General features: G+C 70.0%; 21 protein-coding genes and 3 tRNA genes. 18 read left to right on the forward strand and 6 right to left on the reverse strand.

The features are described 5' to 3' along the window. The first annotated feature begins 101 nt into the window (after window positions 1–101). The 14 genes from ACFWSK_RS04085 (at window position 102) to ACFWSK_RS04150 (ending at window position 12,289) form a co-directional block, all read left to right on the forward strand. Window positions 102–503, forward strand: a complete 402-nt coding sequence (locus tag ACFWSK_RS04085) for an NADH-quinone oxidoreductase subunit A (RefSeq protein WP_383781925.1) — start codon at window positions 102–104, stop codon at window positions 501–503. Further along, a complete protein-coding gene (locus ACFWSK_RS04090; protein ID WP_383781643.1) occupies window positions 494–1,156 on the forward strand; it encodes an NADH-quinone oxidoreductase subunit B in 663 nt (220 codons plus the stop codon). Before ACFWSK_RS04085 ends, ACFWSK_RS04090 begins: the two co-directional genes overlap by 10 nt. Then, on the forward strand, window positions 1,153–2,172 hold the full coding sequence (locus ACFWSK_RS04095) for an NADH-quinone oxidoreductase subunit C (RefSeq protein WP_383781646.1): 1,020 nt from the start codon (window positions 1,153–1,155) through the stop codon (window positions 2,170–2,172). Before ACFWSK_RS04090 ends, ACFWSK_RS04095 begins: the two co-directional genes overlap by 4 nt. Further along, window positions 2,169–3,137, forward strand: a complete 969-nt coding sequence (locus ACFWSK_RS04100) for an NADH-quinone oxidoreductase subunit H (protein WP_383781648.1) — start codon at window positions 2,169–2,171, stop codon at window positions 3,135–3,137. Before ACFWSK_RS04095 ends, ACFWSK_RS04100 begins: the two co-directional genes overlap by 4 nt. After that, window positions 3,137–3,766, forward strand: coding sequence for a NuoI/complex I 23 kDa subunit family protein (locus ACFWSK_RS04105; protein ID WP_383781650.1), 630 nt, complete (start codon window positions 3,137–3,139; stop codon window positions 3,764–3,766). Before ACFWSK_RS04100 ends, ACFWSK_RS04105 begins: the two co-directional genes overlap by 1 nt. Continuing rightward, on the forward strand, window positions 3,763–4,371 hold the full coding sequence (locus tag ACFWSK_RS04110; RefSeq protein WP_383781653.1) for an NADH-quinone oxidoreductase subunit J: 609 nt from the start codon (window positions 3,763–3,765) through the stop codon (window positions 4,369–4,371). The genes ACFWSK_RS04105 and ACFWSK_RS04110 overlap by 4 nt, the downstream gene beginning before the upstream one ends. Continuing rightward, on the forward strand, window positions 4,371–4,778 hold the full coding sequence (gene nuoK, locus ACFWSK_RS04115) for an NADH-quinone oxidoreductase subunit NuoK (protein ID WP_383781655.1): 408 nt from the start codon (window positions 4,371–4,373) through the stop codon (window positions 4,776–4,778). The genes ACFWSK_RS04110 and nuoK overlap by 1 nt, the downstream gene beginning before the upstream one ends. Further along, the gene (locus ACFWSK_RS04120) at window positions 4,775–6,775 is read left to right on the forward strand and encodes an NADH-quinone oxidoreductase subunit L (RefSeq protein ID WP_383781658.1); all 2,001 of its coding nucleotides are present in this window, start codon (window positions 4,775–4,777) and stop codon (window positions 6,773–6,775) included. Before nuoK ends, ACFWSK_RS04120 begins: the two co-directional genes overlap by 4 nt. Window positions 6,776–6,802: 27 nt before the next feature. Beyond that, window positions 6,803–8,359, forward strand: coding sequence for a NuoM family protein (locus ACFWSK_RS04125; RefSeq protein ID WP_383781660.1), 1,557 nt, complete (start codon window positions 6,803–6,805; stop codon window positions 8,357–8,359). After that, complete coding sequence (locus tag ACFWSK_RS04130; protein ID WP_383781664.1) at window positions 8,356–9,906, forward strand: NADH-quinone oxidoreductase subunit N; 1,551 nt, start codon at window positions 8,356–8,358, stop codon at window positions 9,904–9,906. Before ACFWSK_RS04125 ends, ACFWSK_RS04130 begins: the two co-directional genes overlap by 4 nt. A 105-nt stretch (window positions 9,907–10,011) precedes the next feature. Next, window positions 10,012–10,476, forward strand: coding sequence for a large conductance mechanosensitive channel protein MscL (gene mscL / locus ACFWSK_RS04135; RefSeq protein WP_383781666.1), 465 nt, complete (start codon window positions 10,012–10,014; stop codon window positions 10,474–10,476). Between the two features lie 190 nt (window positions 10,477–10,666). Continuing rightward, window positions 10,667–11,530, forward strand: a complete 864-nt coding sequence (htpX, locus tag ACFWSK_RS04140) for a zinc metalloprotease HtpX (protein WP_383781669.1) — start codon at window positions 10,667–10,669, stop codon at window positions 11,528–11,530. Beyond that, window positions 11,527–11,919, forward strand: coding sequence for a YccF domain-containing protein (locus tag ACFWSK_RS04145; protein WP_383781672.1), 393 nt, complete (start codon window positions 11,527–11,529; stop codon window positions 11,917–11,919). The genes htpX and ACFWSK_RS04145 overlap by 4 nt, the downstream gene beginning before the upstream one ends. Before the next feature lie 97 nt (window positions 11,920–12,016). Further along, complete coding sequence (locus ACFWSK_RS04150) at window positions 12,017–12,289, forward strand: GlsB/YeaQ/YmgE family stress response membrane protein (RefSeq protein ID WP_383781675.1); 273 nt, start codon at window positions 12,017–12,019, stop codon at window positions 12,287–12,289. 20 nt (window positions 12,290–12,309) lie between these two features. On the opposite strand, the gene ACFWSK_RS04155 is transcribed toward ACFWSK_RS04150, so the two are convergent. The 3 genes from ACFWSK_RS04155 to ACFWSK_RS04165 form a co-directional block, all read right to left on the reverse strand. Next, window positions 12,310–12,972, reverse strand: coding sequence for an alpha-ketoglutarate-dependent dioxygenase AlkB family protein (locus tag ACFWSK_RS04155; RefSeq protein WP_383781678.1), 663 nt, complete (start codon window positions 12,970–12,972; stop codon window positions 12,310–12,312). A gap of 49 nt (window positions 12,973–13,021) precedes the next feature. Then, the gene (locus ACFWSK_RS04160; RefSeq protein WP_383781681.1) at window positions 13,022–13,543 is read right to left on the reverse strand and encodes a methylated-DNA--[protein]-cysteine S-methyltransferase; all 522 of its coding nucleotides are present in this window, start codon (window positions 13,541–13,543) and stop codon (window positions 13,022–13,024) included. 203 nt (window positions 13,544–13,746) lie between these two features. Beyond that, window positions 13,747–14,235 carry a YajQ family cyclic di-GMP-binding protein gene (locus ACFWSK_RS04165; RefSeq protein WP_185299115.1) on the reverse strand — a complete coding sequence of 163 codons (489 nt, stop codon included), beginning with the start codon at window positions 14,233–14,235 and terminating at the stop codon, window positions 13,747–13,749. A gap of 165 nt (window positions 14,236–14,400) precedes the next feature. On the opposite strand from ACFWSK_RS04165, the gene ACFWSK_RS04170 reads away from it, so the two are divergent. Then, window positions 14,401–14,482: transfer RNA gene (locus tag ACFWSK_RS04170), tRNA-Tyr, on the forward strand. 71 nt (window positions 14,483–14,553) lie between these two features. Here the strand turns inward: ACFWSK_RS04170 and ACFWSK_RS04175 are convergent. The 3 genes from ACFWSK_RS04175 to ACFWSK_RS04185 form a co-directional block, all read right to left on the reverse strand. Then, window positions 14,554–15,060, reverse strand: a complete 507-nt coding sequence (locus ACFWSK_RS04175; RefSeq protein ID WP_383781684.1) for a cupin domain-containing protein — start codon at window positions 15,058–15,060, stop codon at window positions 14,554–14,556. Window positions 15,061–15,384: 324 nt separating this feature from the next. Then, window positions 15,385–16,041, reverse strand: a complete 657-nt coding sequence (locus tag ACFWSK_RS04180) for an SDR family oxidoreductase (protein ID WP_383781687.1) — start codon at window positions 16,039–16,041, stop codon at window positions 15,385–15,387. 34 nt (window positions 16,042–16,075) lie between these two features. Next, complete coding sequence (locus ACFWSK_RS04185; RefSeq protein WP_383781689.1) at window positions 16,076–17,431, reverse strand: amidohydrolase family protein; 1,356 nt, start codon at window positions 17,429–17,431, stop codon at window positions 16,076–16,078. 340 nt (window positions 17,432–17,771) lie between these two features. Between ACFWSK_RS04185 and ACFWSK_RS04190 the strand changes: the two genes are divergently transcribed. The 3 genes from ACFWSK_RS04190 to rpmG all read left to right on the forward strand — a co-directional run bounded on the left by ACFWSK_RS04190 (window position 17,772) and on the right by rpmG (window position 18,216). After that, window positions 17,772–17,844, forward strand: a tRNA-Thr gene (locus ACFWSK_RS04190). 45 nt (window positions 17,845–17,889) lie between these two features. Next, window positions 17,890–17,962: transfer RNA gene (locus tag ACFWSK_RS04195), tRNA-Met, on the forward strand. 89 nt (window positions 17,963–18,051) lie between these two features. After that, complete coding sequence (gene rpmG / locus ACFWSK_RS04200; protein ID WP_003956487.1) at window positions 18,052–18,216, forward strand: 50S ribosomal protein L33; 165 nt, start codon at window positions 18,052–18,054, stop codon at window positions 18,214–18,216. The last annotated feature ends 35 nt before the right edge of the window (window positions 18,217–18,251 follow it).

Genomic DNA, 18,251 nt, shown 5'->3' on the forward strand with positions numbered 1-18,251 from the left:
TGTCCGACGCGGCTGCTTACCGTCCCTTTAGCAGGGCCTAGACTCCCGTGCGTACAGATCGTCGAACAGGTTCGAGGGAGCGAGGGGCGGACGTGGCGGACGTGCGGAGCGTGCCGGAATCGACCGTTCTCGCGGCGGAGTACTTCGAGAGCTATTCAGTGGTCGGACTGCTCGCCGTCATCGGCGTGCTGTTCGTCGCCGTCGCCTTCGGCGCCGGCCGGCTGCTCAGGCCCGTGGTCCCGACGCCGGAGAAACTCCTCACCTACGAGTGCGGTGTCGACCCCGTGGGAGAGGGCTGGGCGCACACTCAAGTCCGTTATTACGTCTACGCCTTCCTGTACGTGATCTTCGCCGTGGATTCGATCTTCCTTTTCCCGTGGGCGACGGTATTCGCCGCACCCGGATACGGGGCGACGACGCTGGTGGAAATGTTCATCTTCCTCGGCTTCCTGGCCGTAGGACTGCTCTACGCATGGAAGAAGGGCGTCCTCGAATGGGCGTGACGAGCGAACCGCAGCCAGGACCCGTCGCGCTGCCGGATCCGACGCTGCTGGAGCCCAAGAAGCTCGGCGTGCTGTCCCGGCTCGCGCCCGAACCCATGAAGGTGGTCCTGAACTGGGGCCGCCGCTACAGCCTCTGGGTCTTCAACTTCGGGCTCGCCTGCTGCGCCATCGAGTTCATCGCCGCGTCCATGGCACGGCACGACTTCATGCGGCTCGGCGTGATCCCGTTCGCTCCCGGCCCCCGGCAGGCCGACCTCATGGTCGTGTCCGGCACCGTGACGGACAAGATGGCCCCGGCCGTGAAGCGGCTCTACGAGCAGATGCCCGAGCCGAAGTACGTCATCTCCTTCGGGGCCTGCTCCAACTGCGGCGGCCCCTACTGGGACTCGTACTCCGTGACGAAGGGCGTCGACCAGATCATCCCGGTCGACGTGTACGTACCGGGCTGCCCGCCCCGGCCGGAGGCCCTGCTCCAGGGCATCATCAAGCTCCAGGAGAAGATCGCCCGCGAGTCGCTCGCCGAGCGGTACGGCGCGCCCGACGCGGGCCGCCCCTCCGCCGCCGCACTCCGCAGCGGTCTGATCGCCGCCCCGCAGGCCCCGCAGGCCCCGGCGGCCCCGGCGGCTCCGGCAGCGGGGGAGGAGGGCAAGTGACCGCGAACCCCTCCGACACGTACGACCGTCTCCCCGACGCCGTCACCGAGATCTTCGGTGCGGACGCCACGGCCGAGTACGCCTACGACCTGCTCACCGTCGACGTACCGGCGGCCTCCTGGACCGCAGCCCTCGAAACGGCCCGCGACGAACTGGGCCTCAGCTACTTCGACTGGCTCAGCGCCGTCGACGAAGCGGACACGGGCTTCCGGGTCTGCGTCCATGTCGCGGCACCCGGGACCGGAAGGGTCCGGCGCCTGCTGGTCCGCACGACCGTCCCGCACGACGCCCCCTCCCTTCCCACCGCCCTCGGCGTCTACGCGGGTGCCGACTGGCACGAGCGCGAGACGCACGAGATGTTCGGCATCGCCTTCGAGGGCCACCCGCATCTGGTCCCGCTGCTGCTGCCCGAGAACTTCGAGGGCCACCCGCTGCGCAAGGACTTCGTCCTTGCCGCCCGCGTCGCCAAGGCATGGCCCGGCGCGAAGGAGCCGGGCGAGTCCGAACACGGCGGCCCCAAGCGGCGCACGATGCTCCCGCCCGGAGTCCCCGACCCGAACGAGTGGGGCCCCCTCAAGGGCCAGCTCCCTCCCGCCCCGGCCCGCCCGGCCAGAGCCGCCCGCCCCGCAGGCGACCGCCCGGCCCGCCGGACCCGGCCCACGGCGGAGGGCGACGCGGCGACCCCGGCGGAGCCGACGGCCACCACGGCCCCGGCCGCTCCCGCGCGCCGCTCCCGCAGCGTGTCCCAGGGCTCGGCGAGCCAGCAGCCGCCACCGCCCACGGCCCCGGAACCGGCGCCACGCGGCCCGGACGCCCCGTGGCACGACGCGCGCCCGGCTTTCGACACCCCGGACGACGAGACCGGCGACCGGACCGGCGGCAAGCCCGCGGTTCCCGCCGAGCCCGCGGTTCCCGCCGAGCCCGCGGTTCCCGCCGAGCCCACGGACGCCCCCGCGCCGCCCAAGGCCACCCCCGAGACCGACCCCGACCACCCCGCCGGAGGCGATACCGCGTGAACGACGTACTCGACGTCGCCCTCCGGCTCCTCATCGTCTTCGCGGTCTTCATGGTCGCCCCGCTCGTCGTGGGCCAGACCGAACACAAGGTGATGGCCCACATGCAGGGCCGCCTCGGCCCCATGTACGCGGGTGGCTTCCACGGCTGGGCCCAGCTCGCCGCGGACGGCGTGAAGTTCGTACAGAAGGAAGACATCGTTCCGGCGGATGCCGACCGGCGCGTCTTCCAGCTCGCACCCGCCGTCGCCCTCCTCCCGTACCTCCTCGTGCTCGTCGCCATCCCCATCGGCCCCAGCGAGGGCGCGGTCGGCCAGGTCGTCGACGCGGGCATCTTCTTCGTGCTCGCCGTGATGGGCGTCGGCGTGCTCGGCTCGCTCATGGCCGGCTGGGCCTCGGCCAACAAGTTCTCCCTCCTCGGCGGGCTGCGCACCGCCGCGCAACTGCTCGCTTACGAGCTGCCGATGCTGCTCGCCGCCGCCTCCGTGGCCATGGCGGCGGGCACGGTCTCCCTCCCCGGCATCCTCAACGCCTTCGAGTGGTGGTGGCTGCCCTGGCAGATCGTCGGTGCCCTGGTCTTCTTCGTGGCCGGTCTCGCCGAACTCCAACGCCCCCCGTTCGACATGCCGGTCGCCGACTCGGAGATCATCTTCGGCGCCTACACCGAGTACACCGGCCTGCGCTTCGCGCTGTTCCTGCTCGCCGAGTACGCGGGCATCGTCGTGCTGTGCGGACTGACCACCGTCCTCTTCCTCGGCGGCTGGCACGGCCCGCTCGGCGCCGACGGACTCGGCTGGGTCTGGACGCTCCTCAAGACCGCGGTCCTCGCCTTCGTCGTCATCTGGCTGCGCGTCAGCTACCCCCGACTCCGCGAGGACCAGTTGCAGAAGCTCGCCTGGACCACGCTCATCCCGCTCGCCCTCGCGCAGATCGCGCTCACCGGCATCGTGAAGGTGGCGATCAACTAATGGCCCCGATCCCCGGCTCCGGCCTGGCCAAAGGTCTCGCCGTCACCCTGCGGACCATGACGAAGCGCACGGTCACCGCGCAGTACCCCGATGTCCAGCCCGAACTGCCGCCCCGCAGCCGGGGCGTCATCGGACTGTTCGAGGAGAACTGCACGGTCTGCATGCTCTGCGCCCGCGAGTGCCCGGACTGGTGCATCTACATCGACTCCCACAAGGAGACGGTGCCCGCCGCCGCACCGGGCGGCCGCGAGCGCAGCCGCAACGTCCTCGACCGCTTCGCGATCGACTTCGCCCTCTGCATGTACTGCGGTATCTGCATCGAGGTCTGTCCTTTCGACGCCCTGTTCTGGTCGCCGGAGTTCGAGTACGCGGAGACGGACATCCTCGAACTCACCCATGAGCGCGACAAGCTCCGCGAGTGGATGTGGACCGTGCCGGAGCCGCCGGCGCTCGACCCGGGAGCCGAGGAGCCGAAGGAGCTCGCCGCCGCCCGCAAGACGGCGGACAAGCTCAAGGCCCAGGAAGCCGAGCAGGCCCAGCAGGCCAGGGAAGCCCAGCAGGCCCAGCAGCCCGAGCAGGCCCAGGACACCGCGCAGCCCAAGGAATCCGGACAGGAGGGCCAGGAGTGACGCTCGCAGCCGCCGCGGCCCACCCGGGGTTCCTCTCCCCGACAGGTGTGGAGATCGCCTTCCTCCTGGTCGGCCTCGCCACGTTCGGCGCAGCCGTCATCACCGTCACGACCAAGCAGCTCGTGCACGCCGCACTCTGGCTCGTCGTGGCGCTCGGCGGCATCGCCGTCGAGTACCTCCTGCTCACGGCCGAGTTCATCGCCTGGGTGCAGGTACTGATCTACGTCGGTTCCGTCGTCGTTCTCCTCCTCTTCGGGCTGATGCTCACCAAGGCCCCCATCGGCCGTTCCCCGGAGGCCGACTCGGGCAACCGGTGGGTGGCGCTGGCCGTGGCCGCAGCCGCTGCCGCCGCCCTCGTCTGGGTGGTCGTCGACGCCTTCCGCACCACCTGGATCGACCTCGACGGACCGGCCCAGGGCTCCACCGACGCCACCGGAGAGTTCCTCTTCCGGCACTGGGTGCTGCCCTTCGAAGCGCTCTCCGTCCTGCTGCTCGCCGCCCTCATCGGCGCGATCGTCCTGTCCCGCAAGGACCGAGAGGGCACGGCCCACCGAGAGGGCACGAGCCACCGAGAGGGCACGAGTCACCGAGAGGACAAGAGCTGATGCACCTCGCCTATCCCGCCGTGCTCGCCGCCCTCCTCTTCTGCACCGGGCTGTACGGAGTCCTCGCCCGCCGCAACGCGATCCTGGTCCTGATGTCCGTCGAGCTGATGCTCAACGCCGTCAACCTCAACCTGGTCGCCTTCGACGTGTGGCTGCGCGACGCGCTCCACTCCGGCCAGGCCCTCACGCTCTTCACCATCGCCATCGCGGCGGCCGAGATCGGCATCGGCATGGCGATCGTCCTCGCCGTCTACCGCAACCGCGGCACCTCCGACGTCGACCGCCTCCGCGACACCGCCGAGACCGAGGCGGCCGAGACGCTCCACGGCGACGAGGACATCCACGGCGCCCAAGACCAGGCCACTGCTCCGGCAGGGAAGGCAAAGAAGGCTGAGGCCACCGCGTGACCACCACGACCCTCGCCGTCCTCGTCCCCCTCCTGCCGTTCCTCGGTGCCGCGGTGGGCCTGCTGTCCGGCCGCACGGCACCCGGGTTCGTACGCCCGCTCGCCGTGCTGCCCACGTTCGCCGCCGCCGTGCTCGCCGTCGTCGTCGCCGTGCGCCAGGGCGGTGGCCGGGCCATCGACGCCGCCACCCAGCTGACGCCCACCGGCTCCGTACCCATCGATCTCGCCCTGCACCTCGACGGCTTCGCGGTCCTCGTGGCCGTGCTCGTCGGACTCGTCGCCACCTGTGTGCAGATCTACTCGACCGCGTACCTGCGCGACGATCCCCGCTACCCCTCGTACGCGGCCCTGGTCTCCCTCTTCACCTCCGCGATGCTGCTCGTCGTCTACTCGGGCGACCTGATGGTGCTCCTGGTCGGCTGGGAGATCATGGGCATCTGCTCGTACTTCCTCGTCGGCCACTACTGGGAGACCCCGGAAGCCCGCGCCGCCTCCCTCAAGGCGTTCCTGGTCACCAAGCTCGGCGACGTCCCCTTCCTCATCGGTCTGTTCGCGCTCGCCGCCGACACCGGCACCTTCCGCATCACCGGCATCCTCGGCGCCGTCGCGAACGGTGGCCTTGACCACCCCACCGCCATCGCGCTGCTGCTCCTCGCGGGCGTCGCGGGCAAGTCCGCGCAGTTCCCCCTGCACACCTGGCTGCCCGACGCGATGGCCGGCCCCACCCCCGTTTCCGCGCTCATCCACGCGGCGACGATGGTCGCCGCCGGCATCTACTTCGTGGCCCGGCTCCTCCCCGTCTTCGCCGCATCCGGCGCGGCCCTGGTCGTCCTCGCAGTGATGGCCGCCATCACGATGGCGGGCTCCGGACTCGCCGCCCTCGCGCAGGACGACATCAAGCGCGTCCTCGCCTACTCGACCATCGGCCAGCTCGGCTACATGGCGGGCGCCCTGGCCGTCGCCGACCGCGGTGCCGCCGTCTTCCACCTCATCTCGCACGGGGCGTTCAAGGCCGTCCTCTTTCTCGCCGCGGGCGTCGTCATCCACGCCGCCGGGACCAATTCACTGGCCGCCATGTCCCGCATGGGCGGCCTGACGAAGCGCATCCCGGACGCCTACTGGACGATGACCGTCGCCCTCCTCGCCCTGGCCGCCATTCCGCCGTTCGCCGGCTTCTTCTCCAAGGAAGCCGTCCTCGTCGCCGCCGAGCACGCCGCACTCGGAGACCGTGCGGTCGCCCCGGCCGCGGCGGGCTGGACGATCCTCGTCGGCGGACTGCTCGCCGCGGTCCTCACCGCCGCGTACGCCACCCGCCTCTGGCTCCTCGCCTTCAAGGGGCGCGGCGCCGAGACCCCCGACCACGGCAAGCAGCCCGTCGCGATGACCTCCGTCCTCTGGCTCCTCGCCGTCCCCACCATCGGCTTCGGACTCACCGTCGGCGTGATCACCGACTGGTTCGACGGTCACAGCCTCACCCCGTCCGTCACCACCGCCGTCCTCTCCACGGGTGTCGGTCTCGTCGGCGGTCTGGTCACCTACGGCGCCTGGCGTCACACCACGGCCCTCGCCGCCCGCACCCCGGTCGGCATGGTCGTCGCCCACCCCGACGCCGAACCGGCGCTCGTCGAGATCGAGGCACTGACCGCGCACAGGGCCGCCTTCGGAGCCACCGGTGACGCCCCCGACCCCGCGGACCCCGGCCGACTGCTGCTCGGACCGCTCCACCACCACGCAGCCGCCGGCTTCCACCTCGACGCGCTGTACACGACGCTGTTCGTCCGGCCCGTCGAGGCCGCCGCCCGCCTGGTCCGCTTCCTGGACCGCGAGGTGGTCGACACCTACGTACGCGGCTCCGGCACCGGCGCACGCTGGCTCGGCACCGCCGTCCGCCGCGCCCAGACCGGCAACGTGCAGACCTACCTCAGCGCGCTGCTGGCCGGTTCCCTTGTCCTGGCGATCGCCGCCGTCGTTTTTGCCAACGTCAACGCCGGGTCGTGAGCCGTGATCGATATCAGCGAATCAGTGATGCAGTTCCTTCTCGCGTTCATCGTCGTCGCCCCGCTCCTCGGCGCCGCCGCGGCCCTGCTCCCCGCGCCCCCCGGGCTGAAGGGGAAGAACCCCGGCCAGGCCGTGCTCCGCCACGGAGTGACCGTCACCGGCGTGATCCTCCTCGCGGCGATCGTCCTGGCCGTCGGCTTCGACCACGACCAGCCGTCGAGGATGCAGGCCAGCACGGACATCAGCTGGATTCCGGCGCTCGACGTCCGGATCCACCTCGGCGTGGACGGCATTTCGCTCCCCCTTCTCGTCCTGACCGCGCTGCTGACCTTCCTCTGCGCGCTGTACAGCTACTTCAAGATGCCGACGGGCCCCTCCCCGAAGGCATTCGTCGCACTGGTCCTCGTCCTCGAGTCCGGCACCCTCGCGACCTTCGCCGTCCTCGACCTGCTGCTGTTCTTCCTGGCGTTCGAGATGGTGCTCATCCCGATGTACTTCCTCATCGCCCGCTGGGGCGGCGAGAGGAAGCAGGCCGCCGCCTGGAAGTTCATCCTCTACACCCTGCTCGGCTCAGTGATCATGCTGCTTGGCCTGCTCCTCATCGGTCTGAAGAGCGGCACCTTCGACATGGTGGCACTCGCCTCTGACAACGGCCGCGGGCTCACCTCGTCCGTGCAGGTCATCGCCGTACTGGCCATCGGTATCGGCCTCGCCGTGAAGACCCCGATGTGGCCGCTGCACAGCTGGCTCCCCGACGCCCACACCGCCGCACCGACCGTCGGCTCGGTCCTGCTCGCCGGTGTCCTGCTGAAGATGGGCACCTACGGGTTCGTCCGCATCCTGCTCCCCATCACCCCCGACGGGATGCACACCTTCGCGCCCTACCTCGCCGCGTTCGCGGTGGTCGGCATCATCTACGGATCGCTCGCCTGCCTCGCCCTCGTCCGCACCGGCGCCAAGGGCGACCTCAAGCGCCTGATCGCCTACTCCTCCGTCGGCCACATGGGCTTCGTGCTGCTCGGCATCGCGACCATGACCCCCACCGGCGTCAACGGCGCGCTGTTCGCCAACATCGCCCACGGTCTCATCACCGGCCTGCTGTTCTTCCTGGTCGGTGCGGTCAAGGACCGGTACGGCACCGCCGACCTCGACACCCTCGCCGGTGCGACCGGAGCCGCGCTGTACGGCAGGGCCCCCCGCCTCGGCGCCCTGCTCGCCTTCGCCGCGGTCGCCTCGCTCGGCCTCCCCGGCCTCGCCGGATTCTGGGGCGAGATGCTCACCCTGTTCGGCGCGTTCGACCCCGCCGAAGGACTCAGCCGCCCCGCCTTCCTCACCTTCATGTCGATCGGCGCCTTCGGCACCCTGCTCACCGCCGCGTACATGCTGCTCGTCGTACGCCGCGTGTGCATGGGCGAGCCCGCCGCGCACGAGCGGCAGCCGCATGTCGCGGACATCCAGACGTACGAGTTCGCCGCCTGGACCCCGCTCGTCGCCCTCACCGTCCTCGCCGGACTCTGGCCCGCCGTCCTCCTCGGCCTCACCGACCCGGCCGTGCAGAAGCTCCTCGCAGGAGGCAAGTCGTGACCGCAGCCGTCGTCACCACCGCGGCCGAGAGCACCACGAGCCTCGTCCAGTCCGTCGACTGGCTCGCGATCGCGCCCCCCGTCATCGTCGCCGCGGTGGCCCTCGGGGTACTCGTCGCCGACCTCTTCATCGGCGAACGGCACAAGCCGCTCCTCGGATACGCGTCCATCGCCGGACTCGTCGCCGCTCTCGCCTTCCTCGTACCGCTGCGCGCCGGCGACCGTTCCACGTTCTGCGTCGCCGGCACCGACTCCGCGTGCAGCTACACCGCCGATCACTTCGCCCTGGTCATCCAGGCCCTCGTACTCGGCGGGGCGCTGCTCACCGCGCTGCTCTCCCTCGACGACACCCGCAAACTCCCCGCGGGCGAGTACTGGTTCCTCCTGCTCTCCTCCGCGGCCGGCGCCGCACTCCTGCCCGCCTCCCGCGACCTCGCCACGCTCGTCGTCGCCCTCGAAGTAGCCTCGCTCCCCGCGTTCGCCCTCGTCGGCATCAAACGCGGCGACCGGCGTTCCTCCGAAGCGGCGCTGAAGTTCTTCCTCTCCTCCGTCGTCGCCACCGCCGTCATGCTCCTCGGCGTCAGCTTCGTGTACGCGACGACCGGCACCATGCACCTCACCGAGATCGCGGCCCGCCTCGACGACGTGCCGGGCCAGTTCGACACCCTCGCCAAGACCGGTGTCGTCCTCACCCTCGTCGGATTCGCGTTCAAGACGGCCGCCGCCCCGTTCCACTTCTGGGTCCCCGACACCTATGTCGGCGCGCCGCTGCCCATCGCGGCGTACCTCTCCGTCGTCGGCAAGGCGGTCGGCTTCTCCGGCCTCGTCCTCGTCACGGTGATCGCGTTCCCGTCGTACGCCGACGTCTGGGGACCGGCCGTCGCCGTCCTCGCCGCGCTCACCATGACCATCGGCAACGTCGCCGCCCTCCGTCAGACGGCCGCGCGCGCCCGCAGCGCCGTACGCCTGCTCGCCTGGTCGTCCGTCGCCCAGGCCGGCTACCTCCTGGTCCCGATCGCCGCCGCCGCGTACTCCAGCGACGAACAGATCGGCTCGACCGTCGCGTACGCCCTGATGTACGCCGTCGTGAACCTCGGCGCCTTCGCGGTGGCCGCCCTCGTGGCCCGTACGCACCCGGGCAACCGGATCTCCGACTACCGCGGCCTGTACGCCACCCGCCCCCTCGCCGCGCTCGCCATGGGCTTCTTCCTGCTCTGCCTGGCCGGTCTGCCGCCCGGCATCATCGGTCTCTTCGCGAAGGTCACCGTGTTCTCGGCGGCGGTGGACGCGGGCCTCGGCTGGCTCGCGGTCGTGATGGCCGTCAATGTGGTGATCGCCCTTTACTACTACCTCCAGTGGACCGCGATCCTCTTCCGCGCCCCGGCGGCCACCGAGTCCGCCGACGGTGCCGCCGAGGCCCGCGCCACGACCCGGCCGCGTGTCCCGGCTCCCCTCACCACGGCGATCGTCCTCACGACCGTCGTCGGCATCGTCCTCTCGGGGGCCCCGCAACTCGTTCTCAGGTTCGCCGCCGTCAACCTCTTCTGACCGTTCCCCTCCCGGCCCGCCCAAGATCGGTTTGCCCGGAGCAGCAGGCGCACGGCATGGTCTTGGCTGCATACGTCACGTATTGGGCAAAGAGGAGCAACAGCGGTGCTGAACGGGTTCAAGGACTTCATCCTGCGCGGGAACGTCATCTCGATGGCCATCGGCCTGGCCGTCGGAGCGGCGTTCACGGCCGTAGTCACCGGCTTCAGCACGGCGTTCATCACCCCGCTGATCGGCCTCGCCACCGGTTCCGTGGGCGACTTCAGCAAGGCCGCGTTCTCCGTCGACGGCGCGATCTTCCCGTACGGAAAGTTCCTCGCCGCCGCCATCGCCTTCCTCATCACGGCCGCCGTCCTGTACTTCTGCGTCGTCGTCCCCATGGCCAAGGTGCAGAACCGATTCACGGCCAAGGAGGAAGAGACGAAGGCCGACATCAAGGCGGCCCTGCGCGACTGCCCCCGCTGCTTCTCGGAGATCCCGGCCGTCGCCTCCCGCTGCGGCCACTGCACCAGCGAGGTCGAGCCCGACCACGAGGCCCTGGCGCTCGCGGGTCTTCCCGCCCAGCGCTGAGACAGTCGCGACGACGTCCTCCGAATGCAGCACAGGTAACGGCCCGCCACCCGGACGGCCTACGCCCGTGCCCGCGCGCACAAGGGAACTAGCTCTCCTCGCCTGGCGTTGACCAGTACGGGAGGCTCCACTGGGGAGTGGAGCAGCACCAAGCAAAGGGTCCCCTGCCGCACCATCTGGAGGGCGTACCGTGCACCGCCGGCACAACGGGCTGAGAACCGCCGTACTCCTCGGGGGCCTGTCAGCACTCATCATCGTCATCGGCAGCTTCTTCGGGCGTACGGGTCTGGTCGTGGCCCTCGCCGTCGCGATCGGCACCAACGCCTACGCGTACTGGAACAGTGACAAGCTCGCGCTCCGCGCCATGCGGGCCAGGCCCGTCAGCGAGTTCGAGGCGCCACAGCTATACCGCATCGTCCGTGAGCTCTCGACGGACGCCCGGCAGCCCATGCCGAGGCTCTACATCTCCCCGACCCAGGCACCCAACGCGTTCGCGACGGGCCGCAACCCGCGCAACGCCGCCGTGTGCTGCACCGAGGGCATCCTCCAGATCCTCGACGAACGCGAGCTGCGAGGGGTACTGGGACATGAGCTCAGCCATGTCTACAACCGCGACATCCTGATCTCGTCCGTCGCCGGAGCGCTCGCCTCCGTCATCATGTTCCTGGTGAACTTCGCCTGGCTGATTCCGGTCGGGCGGTCCAACGACGACGAGGGCCCCGGCCTCTTCGGCATGCTGTTGATCATGATCCTCGGCCCGCTGGCGGCCTCGGTGATCCAACTCGCCGTCAGCCGCTCCCGGGAGTACGAGGCGGACGCCTCGGGAGCCCAGCTCACCGGCGACCCGCTGGCCCTGGCCAGTGCCCTGCGCAAGCTCGACGCCGGTACGAAGCAGCTTCCACTGCCACCCGAGCCGAAGATCGAGACCGCGAGCCACATGATGATCGCGAATCCATTCCGTCCCGGCCGGGGCATGTCCAAAATGTTCTCGACGCACCCGCCGATGGCGGAGCGCATCGCCCGACTAGAGCAGATGGCAGGTCATCGACCGTGAAGACAATTCTGAACGTCATATGGCTGGTTCTCTGCGGATTCTGGATGTTCCTCGGCTACCTGGCCGCGGGGCTCCTGCTCTGCATCACGATCATCGGCATCCCGTTCGGGGTGGCGGCGTTCCGCATCGGCATCTACGCCCTCTGGCCGTTCGGCTACACGGTCGTGGACCGCCGGGACGCGGGAGGTCCCTCGTGCATCGGGAACGTGCTCTGGCTGATCCTCGCCGGATGGTGGCTCGCCCTCGGACACATCGTCACCGGCATCGCCCTCTGCATCACGATCATCGGCATCCCGCTGGGCATCGCGAACTTCAAGCTCATCCCCGTCTCCCTGATGCCGTTCGGCAAGGAAATCGTCCGGTCGGACCAGCCGTTCGCCACCCGGTAGCTCCGGGAGCGGAGAAGAACACACCACGCCCCGGGAACCTGCCCCCACCGAACGGGCGTCCTGGATTCCAAGATCAGGTGAGGGGTAGGTTCCAGGCATGAGCGTCATCAGTTGGATCATTCTCGGACTGCTGGCCGGGGCGATAGCGAAGATACTGCTGCCCGGCCGCGACCCGGGCGGTGTCGTCGGCACCACACTCATCGGGATCGTCGGCGCCTTCATCGGCGGCTGGCTGTCGTCCCGCTATCTGGACCGCCCCATCAGCAACGACTTCTACGACACGGCCACATGGGTCGCGGCCGTCGGCGGTTCGCTCGTGCTGCTCATCGCCTACCGGCTGCTCTTCGGCAACTCCCGCGAACGACGCTGAACCCCCGCCCCGCCGTGCACCTACCGCCCGGTCAGCCCGGTCTCGCGCAGGGTCAGATTGAGCCGGCCGCCGCGCATCCCGCTCGCCGGCTCGGCCGTCCCGGCATACACCGTGGGCACCCCGTGAAACGCGTAACGCGACGGGCCGCCGAACACGAACAGATCACCCGAGGCCAACTCCACGTCCGTGTACGGCCTGCCACGGCCCTCGGTGTTCCCGAAGCGGAACACGCATGTGTCGCCGATGCTCAGCGACACCACAGGAGCCCCTGAACGCTCCTCCTTGTCCTGATGCATGCCCATCCGCGCGGCACCGTCATAGAAGTTGATCAGCGCGGTGTCCGGTGCGTACGCCTCGGCCGCACCCTCGTCCCCGTACGCCTCGGCCACCGCCGCCCGCCCCAACTCGCCGAGCCAGCCGGGGAACGGGGCGACCCGCGCACCGTTCACGTCCCCGGCGGTACGCGCATAGCGGTACGGCTGCCAGTGCCACCCCAGGCACAACGACCTGACCGACATCACCCCGCCACCCGGCAGCACCGTGTGCCGCAGCGGTACGGGCCCCCGGGCCCACTCCCGGCACGCCTCGACCAGCTCCCGCTGCCGCTCCACCGAGAGCCACTCGGGCACGTGCACGGCGCCCGGAGCGACGACGGTCCTGGGCCGTGGAAAGAGACCTGACACCGGGACACCACCCTTCACCCGCGCAGGAGAGCCGTCCTGCGCACCGTGCTCACCGTCCGGCCACCGGGGCACCCTCCAGCCCCAGCAACCGCTTCTTGCGCTCCAGACCGCCCGCATAGCCCCGCAGAGCACCGTCCGCACCGATGACCCGGTGACAGGGCCGCACGATCAGCAGCGGGTTGCGCCCGATCGCCGTCCCCACGGCTCGTACTCCGGGCCCCGGGGACCCGACCTGCTCGGCGACGTGGCCGTACGACACCGTCTGCCCGTACGGAATCGAGTCCAGCGCTTTCCAGACACGCCGCTGGAACTCCGTGCCCACACCGTCGGCGTACGCGATGTCGAAGCGCGTCAGCCGCCCGTCGAAATACGCCGCCAGCTGCGCGACCACCCCGGCGAACGCCTCCGGGGCGTGGAGCCAGCCGTCCCGGACCGCCGAACCGCCCTTCTGGCCCGGCAGGGACAGCGACACCAGCGCGACACCGGAGGCGTCACCGACTGCCCCGGCCGGCCGCTCGCCGACGAGCAGCAGCTCGCCCAGCGGGCTGTCGACCCTCGCGTACATCGTCATGACCGTCACACTCCCTCGCCCGTACCGCTTCCTGCCCTGCCGAGTCTGCGGCCGGCGCCGCCTCGCGACCGGCGGTATTCGGACATCACATCCGAGGCCCGGAGCGCCCCACCAATCCCTGCGGCGACCCGAAACGCATACGGGGCGACCGCGCCGACCGGCCCGCCCGCCCCGCCCGTGACTGCCGCACGGCAGTCACCGCACTACCGGTAGTTCGCGAACTGCACCGCGAAGTCGAGGTCCTTCTCCTTCAGCAGCGACTGGACGGCCTGCAGGTCGTCCCGGCTCTTCGAGCTGACCCGCAACTCGTCGCCCTGGACGAGCGCCTTGACGCCCTTGGGGCCCTCGTCGCGAATGATCTTCGCCACCTTCTTGGCGTTCTCCTGGGAGATGCCTTCCTCGATCGTGGCGAAGATCTTGTACTCCTTGCCGGAGAGCTGCGGCTCGCCCGCGTCCAGCGCCTTCAGCGAGATGCCGCGCTTGACCAGCTTGGACTGGAAGATGTCGAGGATGGCCTTGACCCGCTCCTCGCCGTTCGCCTCCATGAGGATCTTCTCGCCGGACCACGAGATCGTGGCCCCGGTGCCCTTGAAGTCGTAGCGCTGGGAGATCTCCTTGGCGGCCTGGTTGAGGGCGTTGTCGACCTCCTGCCGCTCGACCTTCGAGACGATGTCGAAACTGGAGTCGGCCATGACGTGTGGCTCCTTGCGTCGAATGCGTTTGGGGTACGCCCAAAGCCTAGCCATCCCGGCCCGTCCAACGTGCTGATCAACTGGGTAGCGGAGCACCCCCAGTCATCAGGTATCGTTTACGTCGTCGCCAAGGGGGTCCCCACGGACTGCCGAGGCGCTGTTCGAGGCGGTGTGCCCGAGTGGCCAAAGGGAGCAGACTGTAAATCTGCCGGCTCAGCCTACCCAGGTTCGAACCCTGGCGCCGCCACACGAACGAGAGGGTCCGTGAACAGCAGAAATGCTGCTCACGGGCCCTTCCGCATTGCCGGGTCGGAGCAGTTACTCACCGATGAGCTTGAGTTGATACCTGTCGGTCAGTTCAGCGATCCACTCATCCGAGAACTCGAGACCGAACTGTTTGCCCAGTTCGGCGCGCCGTTGGATGAACTCCGCAGGATCGGCCGCCGTCTCGGCGATCGTGCCCATCTCATCGAAGAATCGCTCAAAGCCTGCGGGGGAGAGGATTTCCAGGATCCTCGCCGGCTCGGGTCCGGCGTTCCAGAAGGTGTGCAGGATCCCTCTCGGCTTGAGGATGTACGAGCCCGGACCTGCCGTGGCCTCCTCGTCGCCCACCCGTGCTCCGACTCGGCCCTGCAGGACGTATGAGAACTCGTCTTCACGGTTGTGCAGATGCGGCGGTACGAGACGGCCCGGCTCGATCGGGTGCTCGACGATCGAGAACTGGTCACCGGTCTCCTCAGCCCGAATCTTGAAATCGACCCCGATGCCCCCGAGCCAGATCGACTTGCCCTCGTCCGGTTCGACTACAAAGCGGAGAGCCTTCACGACGCCTCCCAGATGTCGAATTTGCTACCTTTTACAACTCTATTCCGGTCTTGCGTCTCAGTCATCGGCACCGCTGCGTGGCCCGGCGCGGCAGCGCTGTGACCCCCGGGTGGCGGTCACCGGTGAGCGCCACGGAACAGGGCCGACCGCATCGTGCCTGGGTTCTTCGCCGTCCAAGGGATTCCCCTCGGCTCCATCACGTGACGGAACCGGGGTGCAGGTCGGATCACACGGCACGGTCCCGTTCCTGCTGGGAGGTACTGAAATCCCCTGACTCGCAGTCATGCGAGGCAGGGGATTTCTTCATGTTCCCCGCGGGGCCCGTCAGTTGCCCGCGATGTCCTTCACCGCGACCATCACCGGCACGCTCCCCGAGATGAGCTCCAGCGTGAGGCCCGCGCTGGCCGGGGTGTCCAGGATTTCCAGGATCGAGGCCGCCACGTCGTCGCGCGGGACGGGGCCGCGGCCGGTCGAGGCCGCCAGCAGGATCTGTCCGGTGCCGGCGTCGTTCGTGAGCATGCCGGGGCGCAGGATCGTCCAGTCCAGTGAGGGCCGGGAACGCACGTAGTCGTCGGCCGCGCCCTTGGCGCGCAGATAGATGTCGAACACCTCGTCGCCGGGGTGGCCGGCATCGGCGCCCATGGACGAAACGACCACGTAGCGCCGCACACCCGCCCGTTCCGCGGCGTCGGCGAAGAGCACCGCCGCTCCCCGGTCGACGGTCTCCTTGCGGGCGGTGCCGCTGTCCGGGCCCGCGCCGGCCGCGAAGACCACGGCGTCGGCGCCGCGCAGCACCTCCGCGGCCTCGTCGACGGAAGCCGATTCCAGATCGAGGACGACCGGTTCGGCACCCGCTTCGAGGAGGTCGTCGGCCTGTTTGGGATTGCGGATGACTCCTACCGCCTCGTCTCCGCGCGCAGCGAGCAGCCGCTCCAGCCGCAGCGCGATCTGACCATGTCCACCTGCGATGACAATGCGCATGCCTCCGACCGTACGCCGCGCCGGGCGGCCGTGCTCACGACCCGCAGTCGGGACCCCTGCCGGGCCCGGCGTCCGGGGCGCAGGCACCACCCGAAGGAGGGCCCTTCTCGGCGCGGCCCTGGCGGGGCAGGTCGAGCGCGACCGCCGCCTCCGAGTCGCAGTACTCGCGCACGGCGCTGGTCCGCGCGACCACCCGGCCCCGGTGGACCACGATCCTGCTGTACGCGAGCGAGAGCACGCCGGAGATCTGTTCCCCGCGCACCGCGAGCAGCTCGGCGGGGAAGCCCGCCTCGACTCGCACCTCGGGCAGTCCCATGGCCGCCCTGGCCGTCGCGGAGACCGCCTCGTAGGCGTGCTCGGGGCGCATGCCGTGCTGGGAGGCCAGAAGGTAGGCGGCTTCGAGGGGGTCGCCGCGGCCCACGGGATTGGCGACGTCCCGCAGCGCCCCGCTGCCCGCCGCGACCCGGACGCCGGCGGCCCGCAGCAGCCGTACGGGCGCGGAGCCGCGGCGTTCGGCACCGGAACAGCCGCCCTGCGGGAGGCACATGACGGTCACTCCGGCGGCCGCCAGCTGGTCGGCGGCGCGGATGGCCGCTTCCAGGGGCAGGTGGGACAGGCCCCCGCAGGGGCCGATGGAGACGCCGGGACGCAGCCCGCCGGCCATGGCGGCGAGCCGGGCAAGCCGCGCCGGATCGTCACTGTCCGTGTGCAGATCCACGGGGCAGCCGTGCTCGGCGGCGATCTCCAGGACGGCTTCGGCGTAGCCGGCCGGGTCGGGGTCGAGGTCGGGGCAGCCGCCGACGACGCCCGCGCCCATCTTCACGGCATCGCGCAGCATGGCGAGGTTGTCGGCGCCCGCGATGCCGGTGAGCAGGCGGGGTACGGCGACGGGGGTGAGATCGGCGAGCCCGCGCAGCGCGCGCCGGGCCTGGAGGACGGCTTCGAGCGGGGCGAGCCCCTGGACGTCCCCGATGCGTACGTGGGAGCGCAGCGCGGTCGCGCCGTGGCCGAGCTGGAGCAGGGCCGCTTCGGTGGCGCGGCGCTGGATGTCCTCGGCGAGTTGCGACGCCGGGCCCGGGCTGTCCGGCCCGGCGCTGTCGGCGGTGAGCGCCGTGTCGCCGTGCGCGTGGGGTTCGGCGGGGGCCGGGAGCAGGAGATGGCCACGCAGGTCCACACGCGCGCCCCGGACGGTCAGGCTGCCCGCGGTGCCGACGGCTTCGATACGGCCGCCGGCGAGCCGTACGTCCACGCTGCGGCCGTCGGTGAGCCTGGCGCCGCACAGCACGAGTGCTGCGTCGGGAACGGCGGCGTCGGGGCTGCTCGCGGGGCCGGCCGCTCCGGCGCCGTCGGCCGCACTGTCGTCGGGCCGCCGCGGCTGGCTGTCGGGCATCGTGCTCCTGGAAGACGGGTCAAGATCACACAGAGTGAGTCGAGCCTAGGACGGTGCCCGGTCGGCTTCGATGAGGAGCGAAATAGTCGTACCGGCGTGGCCTGCTGGGGCGTGCGGGATGGATGTGAGCGGCAAGGGGCGGAGTGGCCCGTGAGTCGGTCGGGACACTCCCCGTCCCCGTGGTCGGCGCTTTGTGCAACTGCCCGATCAAGAGCGCGTTCAAGGGCCTGGTCAGGGGCCTGATCAAGGGGTCGGACGCGGGTCCGACCGGCGCCGGGAAGAGGGTCATGGAAACGGATTTGGGCGATCGGCGACAGACCGTGTAATGTCTTCATCGCTCGCCCCAATAGCTCAGTCGGTAGAGCGTCTCCATGGTAAGGAGAAGGTCTGCGGTTCGATTCCGCATTGGGGCTCTGGTGATCGGGAAACCCCGCTTCGGCGGGGGGACTCGTCATCAAAGCGGTGTAGCTCAGTCGGTAGAGCAAGCGGCTCATAATCGCTGTGTCACCGGTTCAAGTCCGGTCACCGCTACTTACGGTAGCCGATTGTGGGGTCGGTCCTTCGATCGGCTACTCTTTTTTGCGTTCATCCGTCCATCCGTCCGTCCAAGGAGCACTCACGTGGCTGCCACCGACGTCCGCCCGAAGATCACGCTGGCCTGCGTGGAGTGCAAGGAGCGGAACTACATCACCAAGAAGAACCGGCGTAACAACCCGGACCGTCTTGAGATGAAGAAGCACTGCCCGCGCTGCAACTCGCACACCGCGCACCGCGAAACCCGCTAAACAGGCTCGCACACGAGGCCGTCCCCATTGGGGGC

The organism is Streptomyces sp. NPDC058620 (assembly GCF_042717135.1).
Lineage (GTDB): Bacteria > Actinomycetota > Actinomycetes > Streptomycetales > Streptomycetaceae > Streptomyces.

Bases quoted from the DNA above. Each gene is read 5' to 3' on its own strand.
- ACFWSK_RS04090 (WP_383781643.1), top strand. From the start codon at position 494: ATGGGCGTGACGAGCGAACCGCAGCCAGGACCCGTCGCGCTGCCGGAT.
- ACFWSK_RS04105 (WP_383781650.1), top strand. From the start codon at position 3,137: ATGGCCCCGATCCCCGGCTCCGGCCTGGCCAAAGGTCTCGCCGTCACC.
- nuoK (WP_383781655.1), top strand. From the start codon at position 4,371: ATGCACCTCGCCTATCCCGCCGTGCTCGCCGCCCTCCTCTTCTGCACC.
- ACFWSK_RS04125 (WP_383781660.1), top strand. From the start codon at position 6,803: ATGCAGTTCCTTCTCGCGTTCATCGTCGTCGCCCCGCTCCTCGGCGCC.
- ACFWSK_RS04150 (WP_383781675.1), top strand. From the start codon at position 12,017: ATGAGCGTCATCAGTTGGATCATTCTCGGACTGCTGGCCGGGGCGATA.
- ACFWSK_RS04160 (WP_383781681.1), bottom strand. From the start codon at position 13,543: ATGACGATGTACGCGAGGGTCGACAGCCCGCTGGGCGAGCTGCTGCTC.
- ACFWSK_RS04165 (WP_185299115.1), bottom strand. From the start codon at position 14,235: ATGGCCGACTCCAGTTTCGACATCGTCTCGAAGGTCGAGCGGCAGGAG.
- ACFWSK_RS04180 (WP_383781687.1), bottom strand. From the start codon at position 16,041: ATGCGCATTGTCATCGCAGGTGGACATGGTCAGATCGCGCTGCGGCTG.
- ACFWSK_RS04185 (WP_383781689.1), bottom strand. From the start codon at position 17,431: ATGCCCGACAGCCAGCCGCGGCGGCCCGACGACAGTGCGGCCGACGGC.